We start from the raw sequence: 17,309 nt of genomic DNA on the forward strand, positions 1-17,309 counted from the left end.
TTCGCCAGCAAGGACTGGGCGGCGTTCTTGATGCACCTCAACCTTAAGCACCGGATGAGCCGGTGGTCCGAATGAATTATCGAAGGCTTCTCCAAATGGAGAAGCAGATCAACATACATGCGAAAACAGCTGAGATGAGCCGACCGAGAACTGCTCCCGACACACCGGCAATGGGAATTAGAACGGCGCTGAATACCAATCCGACGATACTCGAAATAGTGAAGAAGACAGCGAGATGGACAGTCTTCTTTTCGACAATCAAGACATCCGCTAAAATGGAGGCAATCGTGCTGACGGTGGTGGCCGCACAGAGAACCGGGATCAGGTCAATACCTGACTTGTATCGCTTGTCGATAATAAGCGTGACCCATTGATCGTTAAATATCACCAGAAGGATCGAAATCACCGTCGATATCAAGGCGACGGCCGCAACCACTAGGCCGAGAAATCGCAAAACTTCGCTTCGCTGATTTTGATCCCATTTTACGGCGACAAGAGGAAGAAAAGCCATGGCCGCAATGCTGGCCATGAAACCGACCAGCCGTTCGATCGGAGCCGAGAACGCTGCATAAATTCCGGCGTCATATGGACTTGCCATATTCGCGATGATGAGCTGGATACCCATATTCCCGAGCAGGAATGCACCATTCATAAAAGCCAGTGGCAGTCCGAAGAATAAGAATTCTCTCTCCCATTTGCGGGTTTCCGTATTTCTGAACGGCCTGAAGGTCCGGCGGATCGCAGTAAGGGACCAAGGCTGGACAACCGCAACATACGACAAACCTAGAAACAGGACCGCAAGAAGTACATCTTTGGCGTCTCCTGAAAATATTCCCAAGGAACAAAATGCCAGGAAAAGGACAGCTTGCGCCGTTGTCATGGCAAGGAAATAGGTTGTCTTTCTCTTGGCCATGAGATGGCCGGAATAAATTTGGAATAAAGCTGCAGACCCGAAAGAAAAGATCGCTAAAGCAAATAAAGATCCGGATCTCGGCCATTCCCCTATATAGGCGGATATCAAGAAAGCAGGGACGAAACAAAGCAAGCCGAGGGAGATTACCGTTCGCGTGACTCCCGTCGCCGCGAAAGAGTATAAATCCGTGGTCTTGTTTTGTTCAAATTGCCCGTAGTAGCGGCGAAAGGCGGTTACCAGACCTGTCGTGACGATTGTCGCTGCCCCCACGATCAGCGTGAATATCTGCCAGAAAGTAGCGTAATTTGCCGGGCTCAAATGCTTGGTGAGCGTGGAGATGATGACGATCCAGGTGACCGCGACAAGTGCCTTGGACGAACCGTAAAACAGCACGTCAATCCCGAACGCCTTCATCAGATTCATTTTAGAAGATCCGAAAAATAGTTCTCCCACGTGAAGCTGTTAAGAAGGTCTTCGCTGGGCCGCGATCGGGTACCGATCAGACCGGGAAGAACCGCTGCAACGGCATCGGCTTCGGCCGGGCACACGACGACTCCGGCCGTTGTTTCCAACCCTTCAGCATCGAACTCGGTCGGCAGAACAATAGGGGTTTTGTGAATCAGGGCTTCGAGCGGAGAAATATCATAATCTCCTATGTCCATGCTGACGAACACCTGTGCCGCCTGCTTGAGCCCCGGAAGGTGTTCATCCGGCACCCGGCCAAGGAATTTCACTCGATCTGCAATTCCCAACCCTTTTGCCTGGGCTTCGAGATTCGAGCGCTCCGGACCATCCCCACCCAATACCAGAACAATGTCGTCGGCCAGGTTGGCGCGATAAAATGCCTCAACAACAAGGCTCAACCGCTTTTTGGGCGCCATCCTGCAGACGGAAAGCACATATTTGGTGCCGACGAGATCGTATGCCGCCAAGGCAGACACAAAATCGCGAACCTCTCCCAAGTCTTCCCGTCGGAATGCGCCTCTGGCAATGGTTGGAGTGCGACCGAAAAGCAATTTTGTTTCCCACTGCACTTGGTGGGAAAAAACAAACAGGCGTTGAGCTGAACGTACGGCCAAGTACCGGATAACCGACAGCATTTCCATCGCTACACGATCACTGATCCTGATCTTCGGCGGAGTCAGGCTTACAGTGTCGCGGTATCCTTTGTATGAGTTGACTATCCTTTTCAAATGACGGCGAAAAATAAACGTGTATTTGCCGTAATCTTCCGGAAACTGGTAGTTTTGACCAAATATAAGAAACTTGTAATCTATTTTAAGGAAACGAGTGGAAAGATACACAAGTGCAACGTCGTATTCGCTTTGAACAAAAACCGTGTCGACATTGTATTCTTTAAAAAATCTTCTTAATTTGGGGATGTCGAATAAGCGGGCAAGCGCGCGTTTCGTATTTTTTCCTGAACCGCTCGGGGATATCGTGACGACTTCGCTCGGATCATATCTTCCGTCGAAACTGACGGCGTCGTCATAAGACCAAGTGAAGACGACGGTACGGTGGCCTTCATTGCGATAAAAGCGAATGCCTTCCTGGATGAGTCGCTCTCCGCCGCCAACCTGGTCGAAATGACCTGCGACCCACGCGATCGATCGTTTCATTTTTCTCTCTGTAAGTCAAAACTGGACGCGGGCAGCGTTTCGCCGGGCGCTTCCGATGTCACAGATTGCCATTTCAGGCAATCCTGCATCCGGCGTACATTCGCCTTCTTATATTTTTGCTTGGCGTATAATCGGCGGCTTTCCGGCAATCTTTTGCCGATCGATGCCGCTTTTTGCAAGCCGGCGGCGATACCGCTTGACTTTGGGGGAAAAAGCCAAAATCAGGGGTCCCGCGAACACGATAGCGCCGGCAACGCATTCATCGATCCTTGTTGACCTACTTGGACCTGGGAGAATTCTGTGAGAAAAAAGGCACTTATCACCGGAGTAACAGGGCAGGACGGGGCGCTTCTCGCTGAGCTTTTGCTGGAAAAGGGGTATCAGGTTCACGGCCTGCGGCGCCGCATTTCACTGTTCAACACACAGCGCATCGATCACCTCATTGCCAGTGATTATTACCGGCAGGGCCAGTTGGTGCTCCACTATGGCGATATGACAGACGCCGCGAGCCTGATGCAGGTTGTAGCCAGAAGCGCTCCCGACGAAATCTATAACCTTGCGGCCCAGAGTCATGTTGCGGTTTCTTTCGAGGAACCCGTCTTTACCGCGAACGCAGACGCCTTGGGCACATTGCGTCTTTTGGAGGCTGTCCGGGCGAACGGTCTGGAAAAGTCGGTTCACTTCTATCAGGCCTCGACGTCCGAACTCTATGGATTGGTTCGCGAAACGCCGCAATCTGAAAAAACTCCGTTCTATCCGCGCTCTCCCTACGCGGTGGCGAAGTTGTACGCTTACTGGATCACGGTGAATTATCGCGAAGCCTACGGCATCTATGCGTGCAACGGGATTTTATTCAATCACGAATCGCCCACTCGCGGCGAAACATTCGTGACCCGCAAGATCACGCGTGGGTTGGCACGGATCAAATATGGCTTGGAGGATTGCCTGCACCTCGGTAATCTGGATGCGAAGCGCGATTGGGGGCATGCCCGCGACTACGTCGAATGCCAGTGGCTCATGCTTCAGCAGGAAAAGCCGGACGACTATGTGATCGCTACCGGAAATCAGATTTCAGTGCGAGAGTTTGTCGACCGTGCGGCCAGGAAAGCCGGTTTCGAGTTGACATGGAAGGGGCAGGGTATCAACGAGAAGGCCTATGATCAGGAGGGGCGCTGCATTATTCAAGTGGACCCTGACTACTACCGGCCGGCGGAAGTCGAAACTCTGTTGGGTGATTCAAGTTACGCGCGCGAAAAGCTCGGATGGAAGCCGAGAACCGACCTCGATCAGCTGATAACTGAAATGGTTGAAAACGATCTGAATCTGGCTCACGACGATCACGTGTTGCGAACGAAGGAGCCTCGAGTCCCATGAAGCGACCAGCTTGCAATTTCTGCGAGAGCCGCTTGATGATATTGGCCACGCGCGCGCAGGACTCGGATGGGAAGCTGGAACCAATCTGGACCAACTGACAACTGAAATGGTTGAATCCGACCCCACTCAGGCTCACCACGACCATGTGTTGCGGACGAAGGAGCCGCGAGTTCGATGAAGCGACCGGCTTGCAATATCTGTGAGAGTCGACGTCTCCGCGAAATTCTAAATCTCGGAAAGCATCCGCTTGCGGATACTTTCCTGCCGGCAACCAGATTTGATGATGCGGAGACGCATTTCCCGCTGGCGCTGGCGGAATGCGAAGACTGTGGACATGTTCTTACGCAATACTATATTCCGCCTGCCAAACGGTATGTAGAAAGCGAGTATAGTTACGACAGCTCGAATTCACCCGTTTCCAGAGCGCACTTTCGTGAGTTCGCCGGTGATATTGTCAAAACCTACAAGTCTCTTTTCGGCGGTCGCCTGCCCAGGCGTGCTACGGATATAGGCAGCAGTGTTGGGACTTTGCTCGGCTATATGGCAAATGATTTCGGCATTTCCGTCGTGGGCATTGAACCGTCCGCCAATATCGCTGCTCTTGCCGTTGCAAACAGAGTGCCTACCGTTTGCGCGCTCTTCGATGAGGGTATCAAGAGTCATCCCGAATTCGAGCCCGGAAGTCTGGATGTGGTCGCTTCTACCAATGTCGTGAATCATATCGACGATCTCAGGCTCATGATGGCGGTAATCAAGGATATTGCCAGCGATGAGGCATTGTTGTCGTTCGAAGTTCCCTATCTGGGAGATTTGCTTCAGCAGAATGCATTCGATACTATCTATCACGAGCATGTGAATTATTTTTCAATTCGTGCGATTGCACGATTGCTGGAGGAATGGGGCTTTCGTCTCGCTCATGTCGAAAAGATCGCCTATATGGGCGGCTCCATTCGCGTTTATGGTGTTCGCAAAGGCAGAGCATCTGAACCGACGGCGAATGTCGCCGTACTGCTCACGGAGGAAGATCGGTTCTTTCAGGTGAACCCGCTATGGCGGGAAAATTTCCGCGCGGAAGTCCTGAACGTTAAGCAGCGCTTGCTCGCCTTTGTGCATAGGGAGCATCTGCGCGGGGCCCGGATTTGCTGCATAGGTGCGGCGACGAAGGGCAATACCCTTCTGAATTATTGTAAACTCGACAGCGATGCGGTGACCGTTTGCTGTGACGTGTCTGCACTAAAGGTAGGCAAACGAATGCCGGGATCGGCCATACCCATCGTCCATGACGACGAATTGGGCCCCGATTGGGATTATGCGATCGTCTTGCCGTGGAATCTATCCGACTTCCTGATCGATAAGTTCCAGAGTAGCGGTTTGTCCCTCGTTTTCCCAATTCAAGGTCACATCATCAACAAGGACGGGATAATTGAGAGTCTCGCTTGACGTCCAATTTGAGGACAGCCGCGGTAAAATTGCCGATCTATTGGTCAACGAGAGCATTGACGCGATCACCTACATAACCTTCACCCCAGGTGCTGTCCGAGGTAATCACTACCATAAGCAGACCACACAGTGGACGTTCGTCATCGCGGGCAGCGTCCTCTACGCGTCCTGCCGCCCTGGCGAGCCGGTGAAGACGGAGGTCCTGAGCGTGGGTGACTTTGTGGTAGCGGCGCCGAATGAGGTCCACGCTTTTCGTGCAGGAGTTGAACCTGCCGAAATTCTTGTCTTTACCAAAGGGCCAAGGGCCGGGTTCAACTACGAGAAGGACACGTTCCGCCTCGAGAGGCCGATTTTGGAGGCAGAACTGTGATACCTGTAGCGGTCCCGTATATCGCTCGCAACAGCGCCAAATATGTGAACGAGGCGTTGGCCGACAAGGCCATTTCCGGTCTTTTTGGCAGGCATATTCCGGAATTCGAACGTATGTTCGCCCAGTATATCGGGGTTGAGCATGCCGTGAGTTGCGCCAACGGAACCGTCGCTCTCCATCTGGCTTTGGCCGGCCAGAACATTGGTCCCGGGGACGAGGTGCTGGTCTCGGCACTGACCAATATGGCGACGTTTTTCGCTGTCATCTATTGCGGTGCCACGCCTGTTCCGGTGGATATCGACCTCGACACGTATTGCATGTCCGTTGACGACTGCAGGCGCAAGATCACGCCGAGGACTAAGGCCATTATGGTCGTCCATCTCTTCGGCCAATGCGCCGATATGGATGAGTTGACCGAACTCGCAGAGGCTAACGGGCTCCTGCTTTTCGAGGATTGTGCCGAATCTCACGGCGGCACCTTCAACGACAGGCAAAGCGGCTCCTGGGGTATTGGAGGCTGCTTCAGCTTTTTTGCCAACAAGATCGTCAATACCGGCGAGGGCGGCATGGTGGTTACTAATGACGCCGCTTTCGCCGACAGGATGCGCTCCTTGAGATCCCTCGCCTTCGGCAAGAAGCAGAAGTTTCTGCACGAAACGGTCGGATACGCCTATCGAATGGACAACCTAAAGGCGGCCTTGGGATGTGCGCAGATGGAGGAGATCGACCATCTTGTCGATATCAAGGTTCGGATGGGGCAGACTTACGATCGCATGCTACGCGACGAGAAGTCGTTGATTCTGCCCGCCACGAGGCAGAATGTGAAGAACGTCTATTGGATGTACCATATCCGATTGGCCGACAGCGCCGCGCCCCATCGTGAAGCAATCCTCGAAGAACTCCGCGGTGACGGTGTGGAGACGAGACAGGGTTTCGTCTCATATACTCTCCAGCCTTTCGCGGATCGGCAGGTCGTCTCCGCCAATCCATGCCCAAATGCGGACAAAGTGTCGTTCTCAACGTTCTATCTTCCGTCGTCTCACGATATAGAAGAAGCGCAGCAGGAGATCGTTGTTGAAAAACTTGGACGAGTGCTTAGAAATTATGATTGATCATGCCGTATCTCGATAATAGATAGGGAAGAGAAGTTTGGAAAATAATTCCGAAGAAAGTGGAGTTTTTAATCTCGTAGCGCAATATTATGATTTGCTTTACAAAGATAAAGACTACGAAAGAGAAGTATCGTTTCTAAATGATATAATTTCCGACTTCGATCCGACTACAAAATCCATACTGGATTTGGGCTGCGGGACCGGAATTCATGACTGGCTGCTAGCCCGGCGTGGATACAAGGTCGAGGGTATCGATATGAGCGAGCAGATGCTGCAAGTCGCTCGTGACCGGGGAGCGCATTATCCCAACGTAGCTTATCGGCCGACTTTTCGACAAGGGACGTTGGAAAACTTCCATACCGAGGAGCGCTTCGACCTCGTCGTCTCGCTTTTCGATGTTGTTAGCTATCTCCGGGACTTTGATGGTTTGCGTGCCTTTGCGCGCAATGTGAAAGCATCGCTCAAGTCGGGCGGACTGCTGGTTTTCGACTGTTGGTACGGGCCGGCGGTTCACTGTCAGCGCCCCGGAACACGGATAAAGCGTCTCGAAAACGACGTGATAAAACTGGTTAGGATTTCGGAGGGGCACTTCGATCCGAATCGGAATCGCATCGATGTGGAGTACGAGATATTTTTGACCCGCAAGCTGGAGGGAACCATTCATACCTTCCGCGAAAGCCACGCGTTGCGCTGCTATTTCGAGGATGAATTGGATGAAATACTGGGCCAGTGCGGTTTCAAGCGCATTTTCGCGCAACAATGGTTCGACCGCTCCGCCCCCTCGGTTCAAAGTTGGAGTGTGTTGTTTGGCTATCAAGCCTGCTGAGCACCTTCGTGGGTTAAGCGGCATCTTGCTCAAATGAGCAAACAATCAAGGAGAGTTTCGCGGCGGACAGCCAGATAGTATTCCTTCGTTCTTTTCTACGAAAACGCGTAGTCAGGATACTCGAGGTCTGGTCGAATTATGCAGTCTCGACGCTTGTCACGTTTGCTAGCCTGTTCTGCATAGCTGCAAGATGATGCCGAACGGTTGCCGTTGTCTTGATCGGCGAAGATGGAACCGGTGACGCGACGTTCTGATTCTATTGGAAGGAAAGAGATGAGATGGTCGTTCCGGTTGTGATGGCTGGTGGTTCAGGCACGCGGCTGTGGCCCCTGTCGCGGCAGCTTTTTCCAAAGCAGTTCCACGCCCTTACCGGCGAATCCACCCTTTTGCAGGAAACCTTGGCGCGGCTTGGCGGGCTGGAAACCGGGGCGCCGATTGTCATCTGCAACGAGGATCAACGGTTTCTCGCTGCCGAGCAACTGCGTCTTGTCGGCGTCGAAGACGCCAGGATTCTACTCGAGCCATTCGGCCGCAATACCGCCCCCGCGATAGCCCTGGCCGCCAACATTGCGACTGCCGACGGCGATGATCCGATCCTGCTCGTTTTGGCGGCCGATCATAGTATCCAGGACGTGGATCGCTTCCATGAGGCGCTGAAGCGTGCGGAACCGTTGGCAGAACAGGGCAAACTCGTGACGTTCGGAGTCGTCCCGCAGCAACCTGAAACAGGCTATGGCTACATAAAGCGCGGCGGACAGATGGGGGCCGGATTCATTATCGAGCGCTTCGAGGAGAAGCCTGATCTAGCGACTGCTGAAAGTTATGTGTCGTCGGGGCAATATCTTTGGAACAGCGGCATGTTCATGTTTCGGGCCAGCCGTTACCTTTCCGAGTTGAAGACCTTCAATCCGACCGTTGCGGAGATTTGCGAACAAGCGGTGAAGAAGGTCGTGCCCGATATGCAGTTCGTACGTATCGATGCGTCCGTCTTCAGCAAATGCCCGGACATTTCCGTCGATTACGCGGTGATGGAAAAGACCGCTGACGCGGTCACCGTGCCTCTCGATGCGGGTTGGAGCGACATAGGCTCGTGGTCGTCGCTATGGGCGAGCCAGGCGCATGACTCGGCGGGTAATGCGTTCCGTGGCGATGTGCTTGCTGCATCGAGCAGGAACAATCTGGCCCGCTCCGATTCCAGGTTGCTCGCTTTGGTCGGCGTTGAGAATCTGATCGTCGTCGAGACAAAGGATGCCGTCCTTGTCGCGCATAAGGACAAGGTGCAGGACGTCAAGAAAATTGTCGAGCAGCTCAAACGGGCCGGGCGCAGCGAGCATCTCAGCCATCGTCAGGTTTATCGTCCATGGGGTCATTATGATTCCATCGACGTCGGTGAGCGCGATCAGGTCAAGCGTATTACCGTGAAGCCGGGAGCCAAGCTTTCGGTTCAAATGCACCATCATCGCGCTGAGCATTGGATCGTGGTGAAAGGTACCGCCAAGGTTTACCGCGGCAAGGAGACGATGATTCTCACGGAAAATCAGTCGACCTATATCGGGCTTGGCGAGATTCATGCTTTGGAGAACCCCGGCAAGATTCCGCTCGAACTCATCGAGGTCCAGTCGGGCTCTTATCTGGGCGAGGATGACATCGTGCGTTTTGAAGACCTCTACGGCCGCAGCTAGGGTGTTGCGGCCGGTAGTCCAGAATCCGGTTATGCATTCTTGCCTGCGCCCGACGATTTCTCCCGTTGTCTCGAGTGATATCCGAGCCTCGCTCAGGGATTGAAAATGAAATGACGTCGCCCTTCAAAGCCTACGATATTCGGGGCCGGATTCCCGACCAGATGAACGTTCCGTTTGCCTACCGGTTCGGACAGGCTGTGGCGCGGCTTCGACTCCCGTCGACCGTGGTTGTGGGGCACGATATGCGCAAGGATAGTCCCGCCCTGGCGCTGGCGATTGTCCAAGGCCTGCTCGATAATGGCGTAGACGTGCTTCCGCTTGGGCAATGCGGGACCGAAGAGGTTTACTTCCACACCGATGTCCAAAAAGCGGATGCCGGCTTGATGGTCACTGCGAGCCACAACCCTGAAAACTACAATGGCATCAAGATGGTGCTGTCCGGAGCCGCCGCGGCAACACGCGAGAATGCCCTGAATGCAATCGAGGAACTGGTGCTGTCCAAGGCGGCGATCGACAATGTCGCCAGCTACGCAGCTCGTGGCCGCCTGTTCGAGAAATTGTCCCGCGGCCCTTATATCGAGCGTCTCTTGAATCAGGTTTCCCGACGCAGACTCAGGCCGATGAAGATCGTGTGCCATGCCGGGAACGGCTGCGCCGGACCCATCATCGATCTTTTGGAAGAGCACCTGCCGCTCGAATTCGTGAAGATCGACCACGAACCCGATCCCTCGCTTCCCAACGGCATTCCAAATCCTTTGTTGCCGGAAAAGCGCGAGCGCGCGAGCCGAGCCGTTATCGACCATAAGGCCGATCTCGGTATTGCATGGGACGGCGATTTCGACCGATGCTTCTTCTACGATCACGAGGGTGATTTCGTAGAAGGATACTACCTTGTCGGCCTGATCGCGCAGAGCCTGCTTCGAGACAATCCGCGGCAGACTGTCCTGTATGATCCCCGGCTGACCTGGAACACGATCGATGTCGTCGAGTCCGCCGGCGGCCAAGCAAAACAATGCCGGACCGGCCATGCCTTTTTCAAGGACATGATGCGGCGTGAAAATGCGCTCTACGGCGGCGAAATGAGCGCTCATCACTATTTCCGGGATTTCAGCTTCTGCGATTCAGGCATGTTGACCTGGTTGCAGGTTATCGCCGAACTGAGCGAGCGCGAGCTGCCTCTCAGGCAAGTGGTAGCCGATCGAATCGCGGCCTTCCCCTGTTCAGGGGAGATCAATTTCACGGTTGCCGACCCTGCGGATACCAGGAAACGTGTTGCCGACTATTTTTCGCCTGCTGATCCGGCAATCGACACGCTGGATGGTCTTGGCATGGAGTTTGATGATTGGCGCTTCAATCTGCGCGCATCCAATACCGAGCCGCTCCTGCGTCTGAATATCGAAACACGCGGCAGCAGGAAACTGTTGCAAACGAAAGTTGCGGAATTGACGAAACTCATCCTGGAGGCGGACAGGAGCGGCGCCCGCTAATGTATACCGTTATCATGTTGCTTGAATGACGGATGCACAATGCAGCTCTGCCATTTTTGACGCGGTCGCCGCATTTCCTCCGGGCTCTGTTGCGCTGCCCGACGGCGCTTGACATCGCAGACGGTTTCCAGCCAATGAGGGCTGCTACGCTGTGGCTCTCCAATCAAATGGTTGCAGGAATAGAACGTTGCGTGTCCTTGTACTTTGCGGTACTCGCCCGGAAGTAATAAAGATGGCGCCCGTGGTCATGGCGCTGAAGGAAACTGCCGATATTGAGCCGATTCTGTGCTTCACGGGCCAGCATCGCTCGATGGCGGAAATGGCCATGAGGGTTTTCGGCCTGACGCCGGATATCGACTTGAACGTGATGAAACCGGGGCAGTCGCTCGAAGGACTGACGGCCTCCTTGCTGACGGCGCTTCACACGGTCTTCGATGAATGGAAGCCGGATCTCGTTCTCGTTCAGGGCGACACGACCTCGGCCATGGTTGGGGCGTTGGTTGCCTTTTATCGCGGTGTCCGGGTCGGCCATGTCGAGGCAGGACTTCGCACCGGTAATATGCAGCATCCGTGGCCTGAGGAAGCGAACCGGCGCATCGTCGGCCTTTTCGCATGGCGTCACTATACGCCCACGAGCGTCGCGACCGGAAATCTCTTGCGCGAACACGTCGATCCCAAGACGATCCTGGAAACAGGCAACCCGGTGGTCGATGCGTTGCGATGGGTCAGGATCCGCATCGAGGGTGACAAATCCTATCAGAAGCGCTTCGAAGAGAAACTCGGGGCGCTCGGGCAGGGCAGGAAAGTCGTTCTGGTCACCGGCCACAGGCGCGAAAGCTTCGGCCATGGCTTCGAGGCCATGTGCCGGGCCATCCGCGAGATCGCCTCGACGCCCGACACCAGCGTCGTCTATCCCGTGCACCTGAACCCGAACGTACGCGAACCGGTCAATCGCATATTGGGCGGTATCGAGAACGTGCATCTGCTTGAGCCTCTGGCCTATGACGAGTTCGTCTTCATGATGAGCAGGGCGCACGTGATCCTTACCGATTCCGGCGGTGTGCAGGAGGAGGCCCCTTCGCTTGGAAAACCGGTCCTGGTCATGCGCGAAACCAGCGAGCGGCGTGAAGCCATCGACGCCGGCAGCGCCAAGCTGGTGGGGACGAGTTTCGAGCGGATCGTCTCGGAAACGACGAAACTGCTGACGGACGCGAAAGCCTATGCGGCGATGGCGCATGTCAGCAATCCGTTTGGCGACGGCACGGCGTCGAAGCAAATTGCAAAGGATATTCTGGAAAATGCAGCCAATCCGTAAGGTAGCGGTCGTCGGCCTCGGCTATGTCGGCCTGCCGACGGCTGCGGTGATCGCGCGCTCCGGCCTCGAGGTCGTCGGCGTCGATATCAACAAGGGCGTGGTGGATACGGTCAACGACGGCCGCATTCATATTGCCGAGCACGATCTCGAAGATCTCGTTCGCGAGGGGGTCAAGGCGGGCCGTCTGCGCGCCACTGTCAGCCCCGAGCCGGTCGATGCGTTCATGATCGCCGTGCCGACGCCGGTCAACGGCGACAACACGCCGAACATGACGCTGGTTGACAATGCCTGCGCGGCGATCGCGCCTGTGCTCAAGAAGGGCGACATCGTCATCATCGAATCGACCTCGACGGTGGGCACCACCGAGCGCGCAGCCGATCAGTTCGCCAGGGCGCGGCCCGATCTGACCTTCCCGAAGACGCATCCGGAAACCTCGGACGTTCTGATGGCTTACTGCCCGGAGCGAATCCTGCCCGGTGCGACGCTGCGGGAACTGGTCGAGAATGCGCGCATCATCGGCGGCTTGGACGGGCGCAGCGCGGTTCGGGCAAAGGAAGTTTACGGCCATTTCGTCAAGGGCGAGATGATGCTGACGTATGCCCGGGCCGCGGAGATGGCCAAGCTCACCGAAAACGCCTTCAGGGACGTCAACATCGCTTTCGCCAATGAGTTGTCGATGGTGTGCGAGGAACTGGATATCGATGTCTGGTCCGTCATCCACGCCGCCAACCTGCATCCGCGCGTCAATATCCTGCAGCCGGGCGCCGGCGTCGGCGGCCATTGCATCCCCGTCGATCCATGGTTCATCATCAACCAGGCGCCGAAGACGGCCAACCTCATGCGGACCGCACGGCTGACCAACCATGAGAAGACGCATCGCGTCGTCGGCAAGATCGTCGCGGCAGCCGAAAACAAGGATACGCCGATCGCTCTGCTGGGCTTGTCCTACAAGCCCGACATCGACGACCTGCGCGAAAGCCCGTCGCTGGAAATCCTCGACAGTCTGCTGGAGCAGAATTTCCGGCGTGTCATGGTTGTGGAACCGAACATAAGCCGGTTGCCGGCTGCCTATGAAGGCAAGGCGGTCGCTCTTGTCGACCTTGAGAAAGCGCTGGGCGAGGCCGAAGTCGTGGCCATTCTGGTCAACCACAGCGATTTCCGTTCGGAGAAAGAGCGCATAAAGGACCATGGCCGGGTGATAGATCCCGTCGGCGCGCTTCGATAGCCGCGGCTGTTCGGTATCTGCCGTCGCTTGGTGCTGCCGGATGCGTATGATGGCGAGTGCATTTGACGGAAGCGCTCCTGGATGAAGGCAGGCCGGAGCCCTCGAAATGTGGCGGCAGGACAGAGACGGGTCGGCGTACTGAGGCGAAAATTGAAACGGGCCTTCGATATCGTGCTCACCGTGCTGACGGCGCCTCTATGGGCACCGGTGCTGGCGGTCGTTGCCCTGCTCGTACGATGGCGATTGGGCAGTCCGGTCTTCTTTCGTCAGGTCAGGCCCGGCCTGCACGGCAAGCCGTTCAGGATGGTCAAATTCCGCTCCATGACGGATGCGCGCGACGCCGCCGGGCAACTCCTGCCTGACGAGCAGCGCCTGCCGGCCTTCGGCCGTCTGTTGCGCTCCACCAGCCTCGACGAACTGCCCGAACTCTGGAACGTGCTCAAGGGCGATATGAGCCTGGTCGGGCCGCGGCCTTTGTTGATGGACTACCTGCCGCTCTACTCGCCCGAACAGGCACGGCGCCACGAGGTCCGGCCCGGCGTGACCGGCTGGGCGCAGGTCAACGGCCGCAATGCGATTTCATGGCCGGACAAGTTCGCGCTCGACGTCTGGTATGTAGACAACCGCTCGCTGTGGCTGGACGTCCGCATCATTGGAATGACTTTGGCGAAAGTTCTGAGACGTGACGGTATCAGCGCGGCCGATAGTTCCACAATGGAGCGCTTTCGCGGATGACGTCATCCATCCTGGCTATTGTCGGTGCAGGCGGGCACGCGCGTGTCGTGGCGGACACAGCCCTCGAGGCTGGCTGGAAAGACGTCGCTTTCTTCGACGATCGTTACCCGGAGATAAGGGAGACCGGTCCGTGGCGCGTGTCCGGAACGGTATCGGATTTGTATAACCGGATGTCGGAATATGGGGGCGTCATTGTCGCCATCGGCGACAATGACGTGCGCCTGCGTCATCATCTCGCCCTGGCCGAACAAAGGGCGGTGATGGCCAGCGTCGTGCATCCTCGTGCCTGGGTCAGTTCCAGGTCCAAAATTGGCCCTGGCGTGACGCTTTGTGCGGGTTCAGTCGTCAACGTAGGCGCCGTTGTCGGCGCGGCCTGCATTGTCAATACCGGAGCGACAGTCGATCACGATTGCGAATTGGGCGAGGCGGTCCACGTCGCTCCCGGTGCCCATCTGTCGGGAAATGTCCGCGTGGGTCCCCGAAGCTGGATCGGTGTCGGCGCGACCGTGCGTCAGGGCATCCGCATTGGCACCGGCGTGATGGTTGGTGCCGGCGCTGTCGTTGTCTCGGATTTGCCTGATGGCGTTGTTGCCATCGGCTGTCCTGCAAGGCCAAGGAGCTGAACATCATGCTGAACACGCCTTTCGCCCCCTGGCCGTCCTATACGCCCGAAGAGATTTCCGCCGTGAGCGCCGTCTTGGCGTCCGGCAAGGTCAACTACTGGACAGGCGACGTGACGCGTGAATTCGAGCGGCGCTTCGCCCAATGGTGCGGCACCAGCCATGCGGTGGCGCTTGCCAACGGCACGCTGGCCCTCGATGTGGCGCTGAAAGCGCTGGGCGTCGGCGCCGGCGACGAGGTCATCGTTACGCCTCGCACTTTCCTGGCTTCGGCGTCCACGGTGGTCACGGCGGGCGCCACGCCCGTCTTCGCGGATGTCGATCGCAACACGCAGAACCTTTCGGCCGAGACGATTGCCGCCGTGCTCAGCCCGCGAACCAAGGCGGTCATCGTGGTCCATCTGGGCGGAATGCCCTGCGACATGGACCCGATCATGGCGCTGGCGCAGGAGCATGGTTTCTTCGTCGTGGAGGACTGCGCGCAGGCGCATGGTGCGGCCTATCGGGGGCGTCCTGTCGGCTCTGTCGGCCATATCGGTGCCTGGTCCTTCTGCCAGGACAAGATCATGACGACCGGCGGCGAAGGCGGCATGGTCACGACCAACGACAAGGACCTCTGGTCCTTCATGTGGTCATACAAGGATCATGGCAAGAGCTGGGAGGCCGTCTACGAGCGCCCGCATCCTCCGGGTCCAAGACTGGTGCACGACCATTTCGGCACGAACTGGCGCATGCTCGAGATGCAGGCGGCGATCGGTTTGGTCCAGCTCGACCGCATGGATGCCTGGAACGCACGGCGCACCACTATTGCTCACCGCATCGCCGATGCCTGCCGGCGCCACGATCTCGTACGGGTGCCGCATGTCCCCAACGACGTTCATCACGCCTACTATCGTTTCTACGCCTTCGTCGAGCCGAAGAGGCTCGCTGCGGGATGGAGTCGCGACCGCGTCATCAGCGCCATCAGCGAACGCGGCGTGCCCTGCTATCATGGCTCCGCGCCCGAAATCTATCTGGAGAGGGCGTTCGAGGATACCGGCTGGCGTCCGGAGCATCGCCTGCCGGTGGCGAAGGAACTGGGCGAGACGGGGATGTGCTTCCTGACACATCCCACCATTACCGACGAGCAGGTCGACAGGACCTGCTCGGTCATCGACGAAGTCCTCGCCCTCGCGGCGGCCTGATCTCAGGCCGCCCAGCCGTTATAGGCAGGGATGACGCCGACATTGTCGTCGACGTTGACGATGCCGGCCATCAGGGCAGGGCATGCGATGAGAAAGCGGTCGCCGGCAGCCTGCGCGTAGATGGAGAAGATCGTAGGCTGATAGCCATAGGAGAGGGATGGATCGATCTCATCGTGAACGGTGATCGAGGTCCAGCCCTCGCCGGGCGTTACCGCAAATGCGGATGTATAGGCGACGCCGTCCTTGTAGAGGACCTGCCCGGACAGGACGTTGACCAGGATCGCCTGGTCGAGCGCCTTGACATAGGTGTGATGGGTGAGGGCCGGGGGGCGCACCTTGAACGATGTATAGAGACTGATGTGGCCGGACATCGAACCGACGGTGAGTGCGCTGCTTGTGTTGCCTGCGCCGGCGGTGACGGCAGCCACCCAGAACTCGATGTTGTATTGCCGGTATGCCGGTTGTCTGATCCGGTCGATCAATTCCTTGACGGCAGCGTCGAGCGACGCTCGGCTTCCGCCATAATCGGTATTGTCGTAGACAAACTGGTCGTGGGCCGCGGCAATCGCGCCGTTTTCAAGCGACAGGTAGCTCGGCCACAAAAACGCCCCGACGGTTATCGACGACGCACCGTTTCCCGCCATCCTGCCGCCGTCCTGGTACAGGTTGAGGGCATAGCTTTTCAGCACGTTGGTCTGCGGAAAATCGACCTTTCCCGATGTTGCGTCGATAACCAGCGCCTCGGTCCAGGCGGAACCGTCCGCGCTGACTTTGACGTGCAGGTCGTCGTCGCCGGCAAGGCCGATTTCGGCGCGCCCGGAATAGCCGGTCTGGAACAGAAGGGAGCCGGCGTCTGAGGGACCCGCCTTGTTGATCTTGAGCTGGTGGTCCGATCCCTGGTGGTCGAAGAGGCTGGCGGATGACTTGAGGGCAAGGCGATTGACGGTGTCGGCCGTCGCGTTGATGCCGAGACGGTCGATACTCTGCATGTCGCCGGCGCCGGTAGCCTGCCATGAGCCGTCGGTGAAGCACAGCAGGGCCGTTTCGTCCTGGCACCAGGCAAGCCATCCTTCCGCAGGTGTGTAGAAGCTCCAGTCGCCGTCCTGCATGGCGGCGATCATGCCGGCCTTGCCGGCCCATGCTCCGTCGGCATCCGCCGGTACGATATGACGCTGGCCGTCGTCCGGACTCGCCGGTGGAGATGAAATCGTCCTGCTCACCACCGAGGCCATGACGAGGGCGTCGAGCATCCTCAAGGCCTCGTTGTGCGTGACCGATTTCTGCGCCTGGGATGGCATGATGTAGGGAAGCGAAAGATTGGGAGTTTCGTCCATGACCGTTCCTCGAATGACCTTCGGAGGGTAACATCTTGTCCTGTTATGAGGATAAAATTCCTATTTTAAACGT

15 protein-coding genes are annotated in these 17,309 nt (G+C 56.9%); 12 read left to right on the forward strand and 3 right to left on the reverse strand.

All coding sequences use genetic code 11. The features are described 5' to 3' along the window. Positions 1 to 76: 76 nt before the first annotated feature. Together FGU64_RS22475 and FGU64_RS22480 are read right to left on the reverse strand one after the other, a co-directional pair. Positions 77 to 1,336, reverse strand: a complete 1,260-nt coding sequence (locus FGU64_RS22475; RefSeq protein ID WP_139955105.1) for a lipopolysaccharide biosynthesis protein — start codon at positions 1,334 to 1,336, stop codon at positions 77 to 79. Beyond that, entirely contained in the window at positions 1,333 to 2,532 is a 1,200-nt protein-coding gene (locus tag FGU64_RS22480) for a glycosyltransferase (protein WP_139955106.1), read from the reverse strand. Before FGU64_RS22480 ends, FGU64_RS22475 begins: the two co-directional genes overlap by 4 nt. A gap of 300 nt (positions 2,533 to 2,832) precedes the next feature. Here FGU64_RS22480 and gmd point away from each other — a divergent pair, with 300 nt between their 5' ends. The 12 genes from gmd to FGU64_RS22540 all read left to right on the forward strand — a co-directional run bounded on the left by gmd (position 2,833) and on the right by FGU64_RS22540 (position 15,902). Next, a complete protein-coding gene (gene gmd, locus FGU64_RS22485) occupies positions 2,833 to 3,906 on the forward strand; it encodes a GDP-mannose 4,6-dehydratase (protein WP_139955107.1) in 1,074 nt (357 codons plus the stop codon). A gap of 174 nt (positions 3,907 to 4,080) precedes the next feature. Next, positions 4,081 to 5,346, forward strand: coding sequence for a class I SAM-dependent methyltransferase (locus tag FGU64_RS22490; RefSeq protein WP_139955108.1), 1,266 nt, complete (start codon positions 4,081 to 4,083; stop codon positions 5,344 to 5,346). After that, entirely contained in the window at positions 5,330 to 5,716 is a 387-nt protein-coding gene (locus FGU64_RS22495) for a cupin domain-containing protein (RefSeq protein WP_139955109.1), read from the forward strand. The genes FGU64_RS22490 and FGU64_RS22495 overlap by 17 nt, the downstream gene beginning before the upstream one ends. Next, positions 5,713 to 6,828 carry a DegT/DnrJ/EryC1/StrS family aminotransferase gene (locus tag FGU64_RS22500; protein ID WP_139955110.1) on the forward strand — a complete coding sequence of 372 codons (1,116 nt, stop codon included), beginning with the start codon at positions 5,713 to 5,715 and terminating at the stop codon, positions 6,826 to 6,828. Before FGU64_RS22495 ends, FGU64_RS22500 begins: the two co-directional genes overlap by 4 nt. A 37-nt stretch (positions 6,829 to 6,865) precedes the next feature. Next, the gene (locus FGU64_RS22505) at positions 6,866 to 7,654 is read left to right on the forward strand and encodes a class I SAM-dependent methyltransferase (protein WP_180375592.1); all 789 of its coding nucleotides are present in this window, start codon (positions 6,866 to 6,868) and stop codon (positions 7,652 to 7,654) included. A 278-nt stretch (positions 7,655 to 7,932) separates the two neighbouring features. Further along, a complete protein-coding gene (locus FGU64_RS22510) occupies positions 7,933 to 9,336 on the forward strand; it encodes a mannose-1-phosphate guanylyltransferase/mannose-6-phosphate isomerase (protein WP_139955112.1) in 1,404 nt (467 codons plus the stop codon). A 110-nt stretch (positions 9,337 to 9,446) separates the two neighbouring features. Beyond that, positions 9,447 to 10,823, forward strand: coding sequence for a phosphomannomutase (locus tag FGU64_RS22515; protein ID WP_139955113.1), 1,377 nt, complete (start codon positions 9,447 to 9,449; stop codon positions 10,821 to 10,823). Positions 10,824 to 11,055: 232 nt separating this feature from the next. Further along, positions 11,056 to 12,138 carry a UDP-N-acetylglucosamine 2-epimerase (non-hydrolyzing) gene (gene wecB, locus FGU64_RS22520; protein ID WP_348639778.1) on the forward strand — a complete coding sequence of 361 codons (1,083 nt, stop codon included), beginning with the start codon at positions 11,056 to 11,058 and terminating at the stop codon, positions 12,136 to 12,138. Next, the gene (gene wecC / locus FGU64_RS22525) at positions 12,122 to 13,363 is read left to right on the forward strand and encodes a UDP-N-acetyl-D-mannosamine dehydrogenase (protein WP_139955115.1); all 1,242 of its coding nucleotides are present in this window, start codon (positions 12,122 to 12,124) and stop codon (positions 13,361 to 13,363) included. The genes wecB and wecC overlap by 17 nt, the downstream gene beginning before the upstream one ends. Positions 13,364 to 13,513: 150 nt before the next feature. Continuing rightward, positions 13,514 to 14,098 carry a sugar transferase gene (locus FGU64_RS22530; protein ID WP_246671195.1) on the forward strand — a complete coding sequence of 195 codons (585 nt, stop codon included), beginning with the start codon at positions 13,514 to 13,516 and terminating at the stop codon, positions 14,096 to 14,098. Continuing rightward, the gene (locus FGU64_RS22535) at positions 14,095 to 14,721 is read left to right on the forward strand and encodes a NeuD/PglB/VioB family sugar acetyltransferase (protein WP_139955117.1); all 627 of its coding nucleotides are present in this window, start codon (positions 14,095 to 14,097) and stop codon (positions 14,719 to 14,721) included. The genes FGU64_RS22530 and FGU64_RS22535 overlap by 4 nt, the downstream gene beginning before the upstream one ends. Before the next feature lie 5 nt (positions 14,722 to 14,726). Continuing rightward, positions 14,727 to 15,902, forward strand: coding sequence for a DegT/DnrJ/EryC1/StrS aminotransferase family protein (locus tag FGU64_RS22540; protein ID WP_139955118.1), 1,176 nt, complete (start codon positions 14,727 to 14,729; stop codon positions 15,900 to 15,902). A 2-nt stretch (positions 15,903 to 15,904) separates the two neighbouring features. On the opposite strand, the gene FGU64_RS22545 is transcribed toward FGU64_RS22540, so the two are convergent. Then, the gene (locus FGU64_RS22545) at positions 15,905 to 17,236 is read right to left on the reverse strand and encodes a DUF2793 domain-containing protein (RefSeq protein WP_139955119.1); all 1,332 of its coding nucleotides are present in this window, start codon (positions 17,234 to 17,236) and stop codon (positions 15,905 to 15,907) included. Positions 17,237 to 17,309: the final 73 nt, after the last annotated feature.

The sequence above is a fragment of the Mesorhizobium sp. 8 genome, assembly GCF_006351905.1.
GTDB lineage: Bacteria > Pseudomonadota > Alphaproteobacteria > Rhizobiales > Rhizobiaceae > Mesorhizobium > Mesorhizobium composti.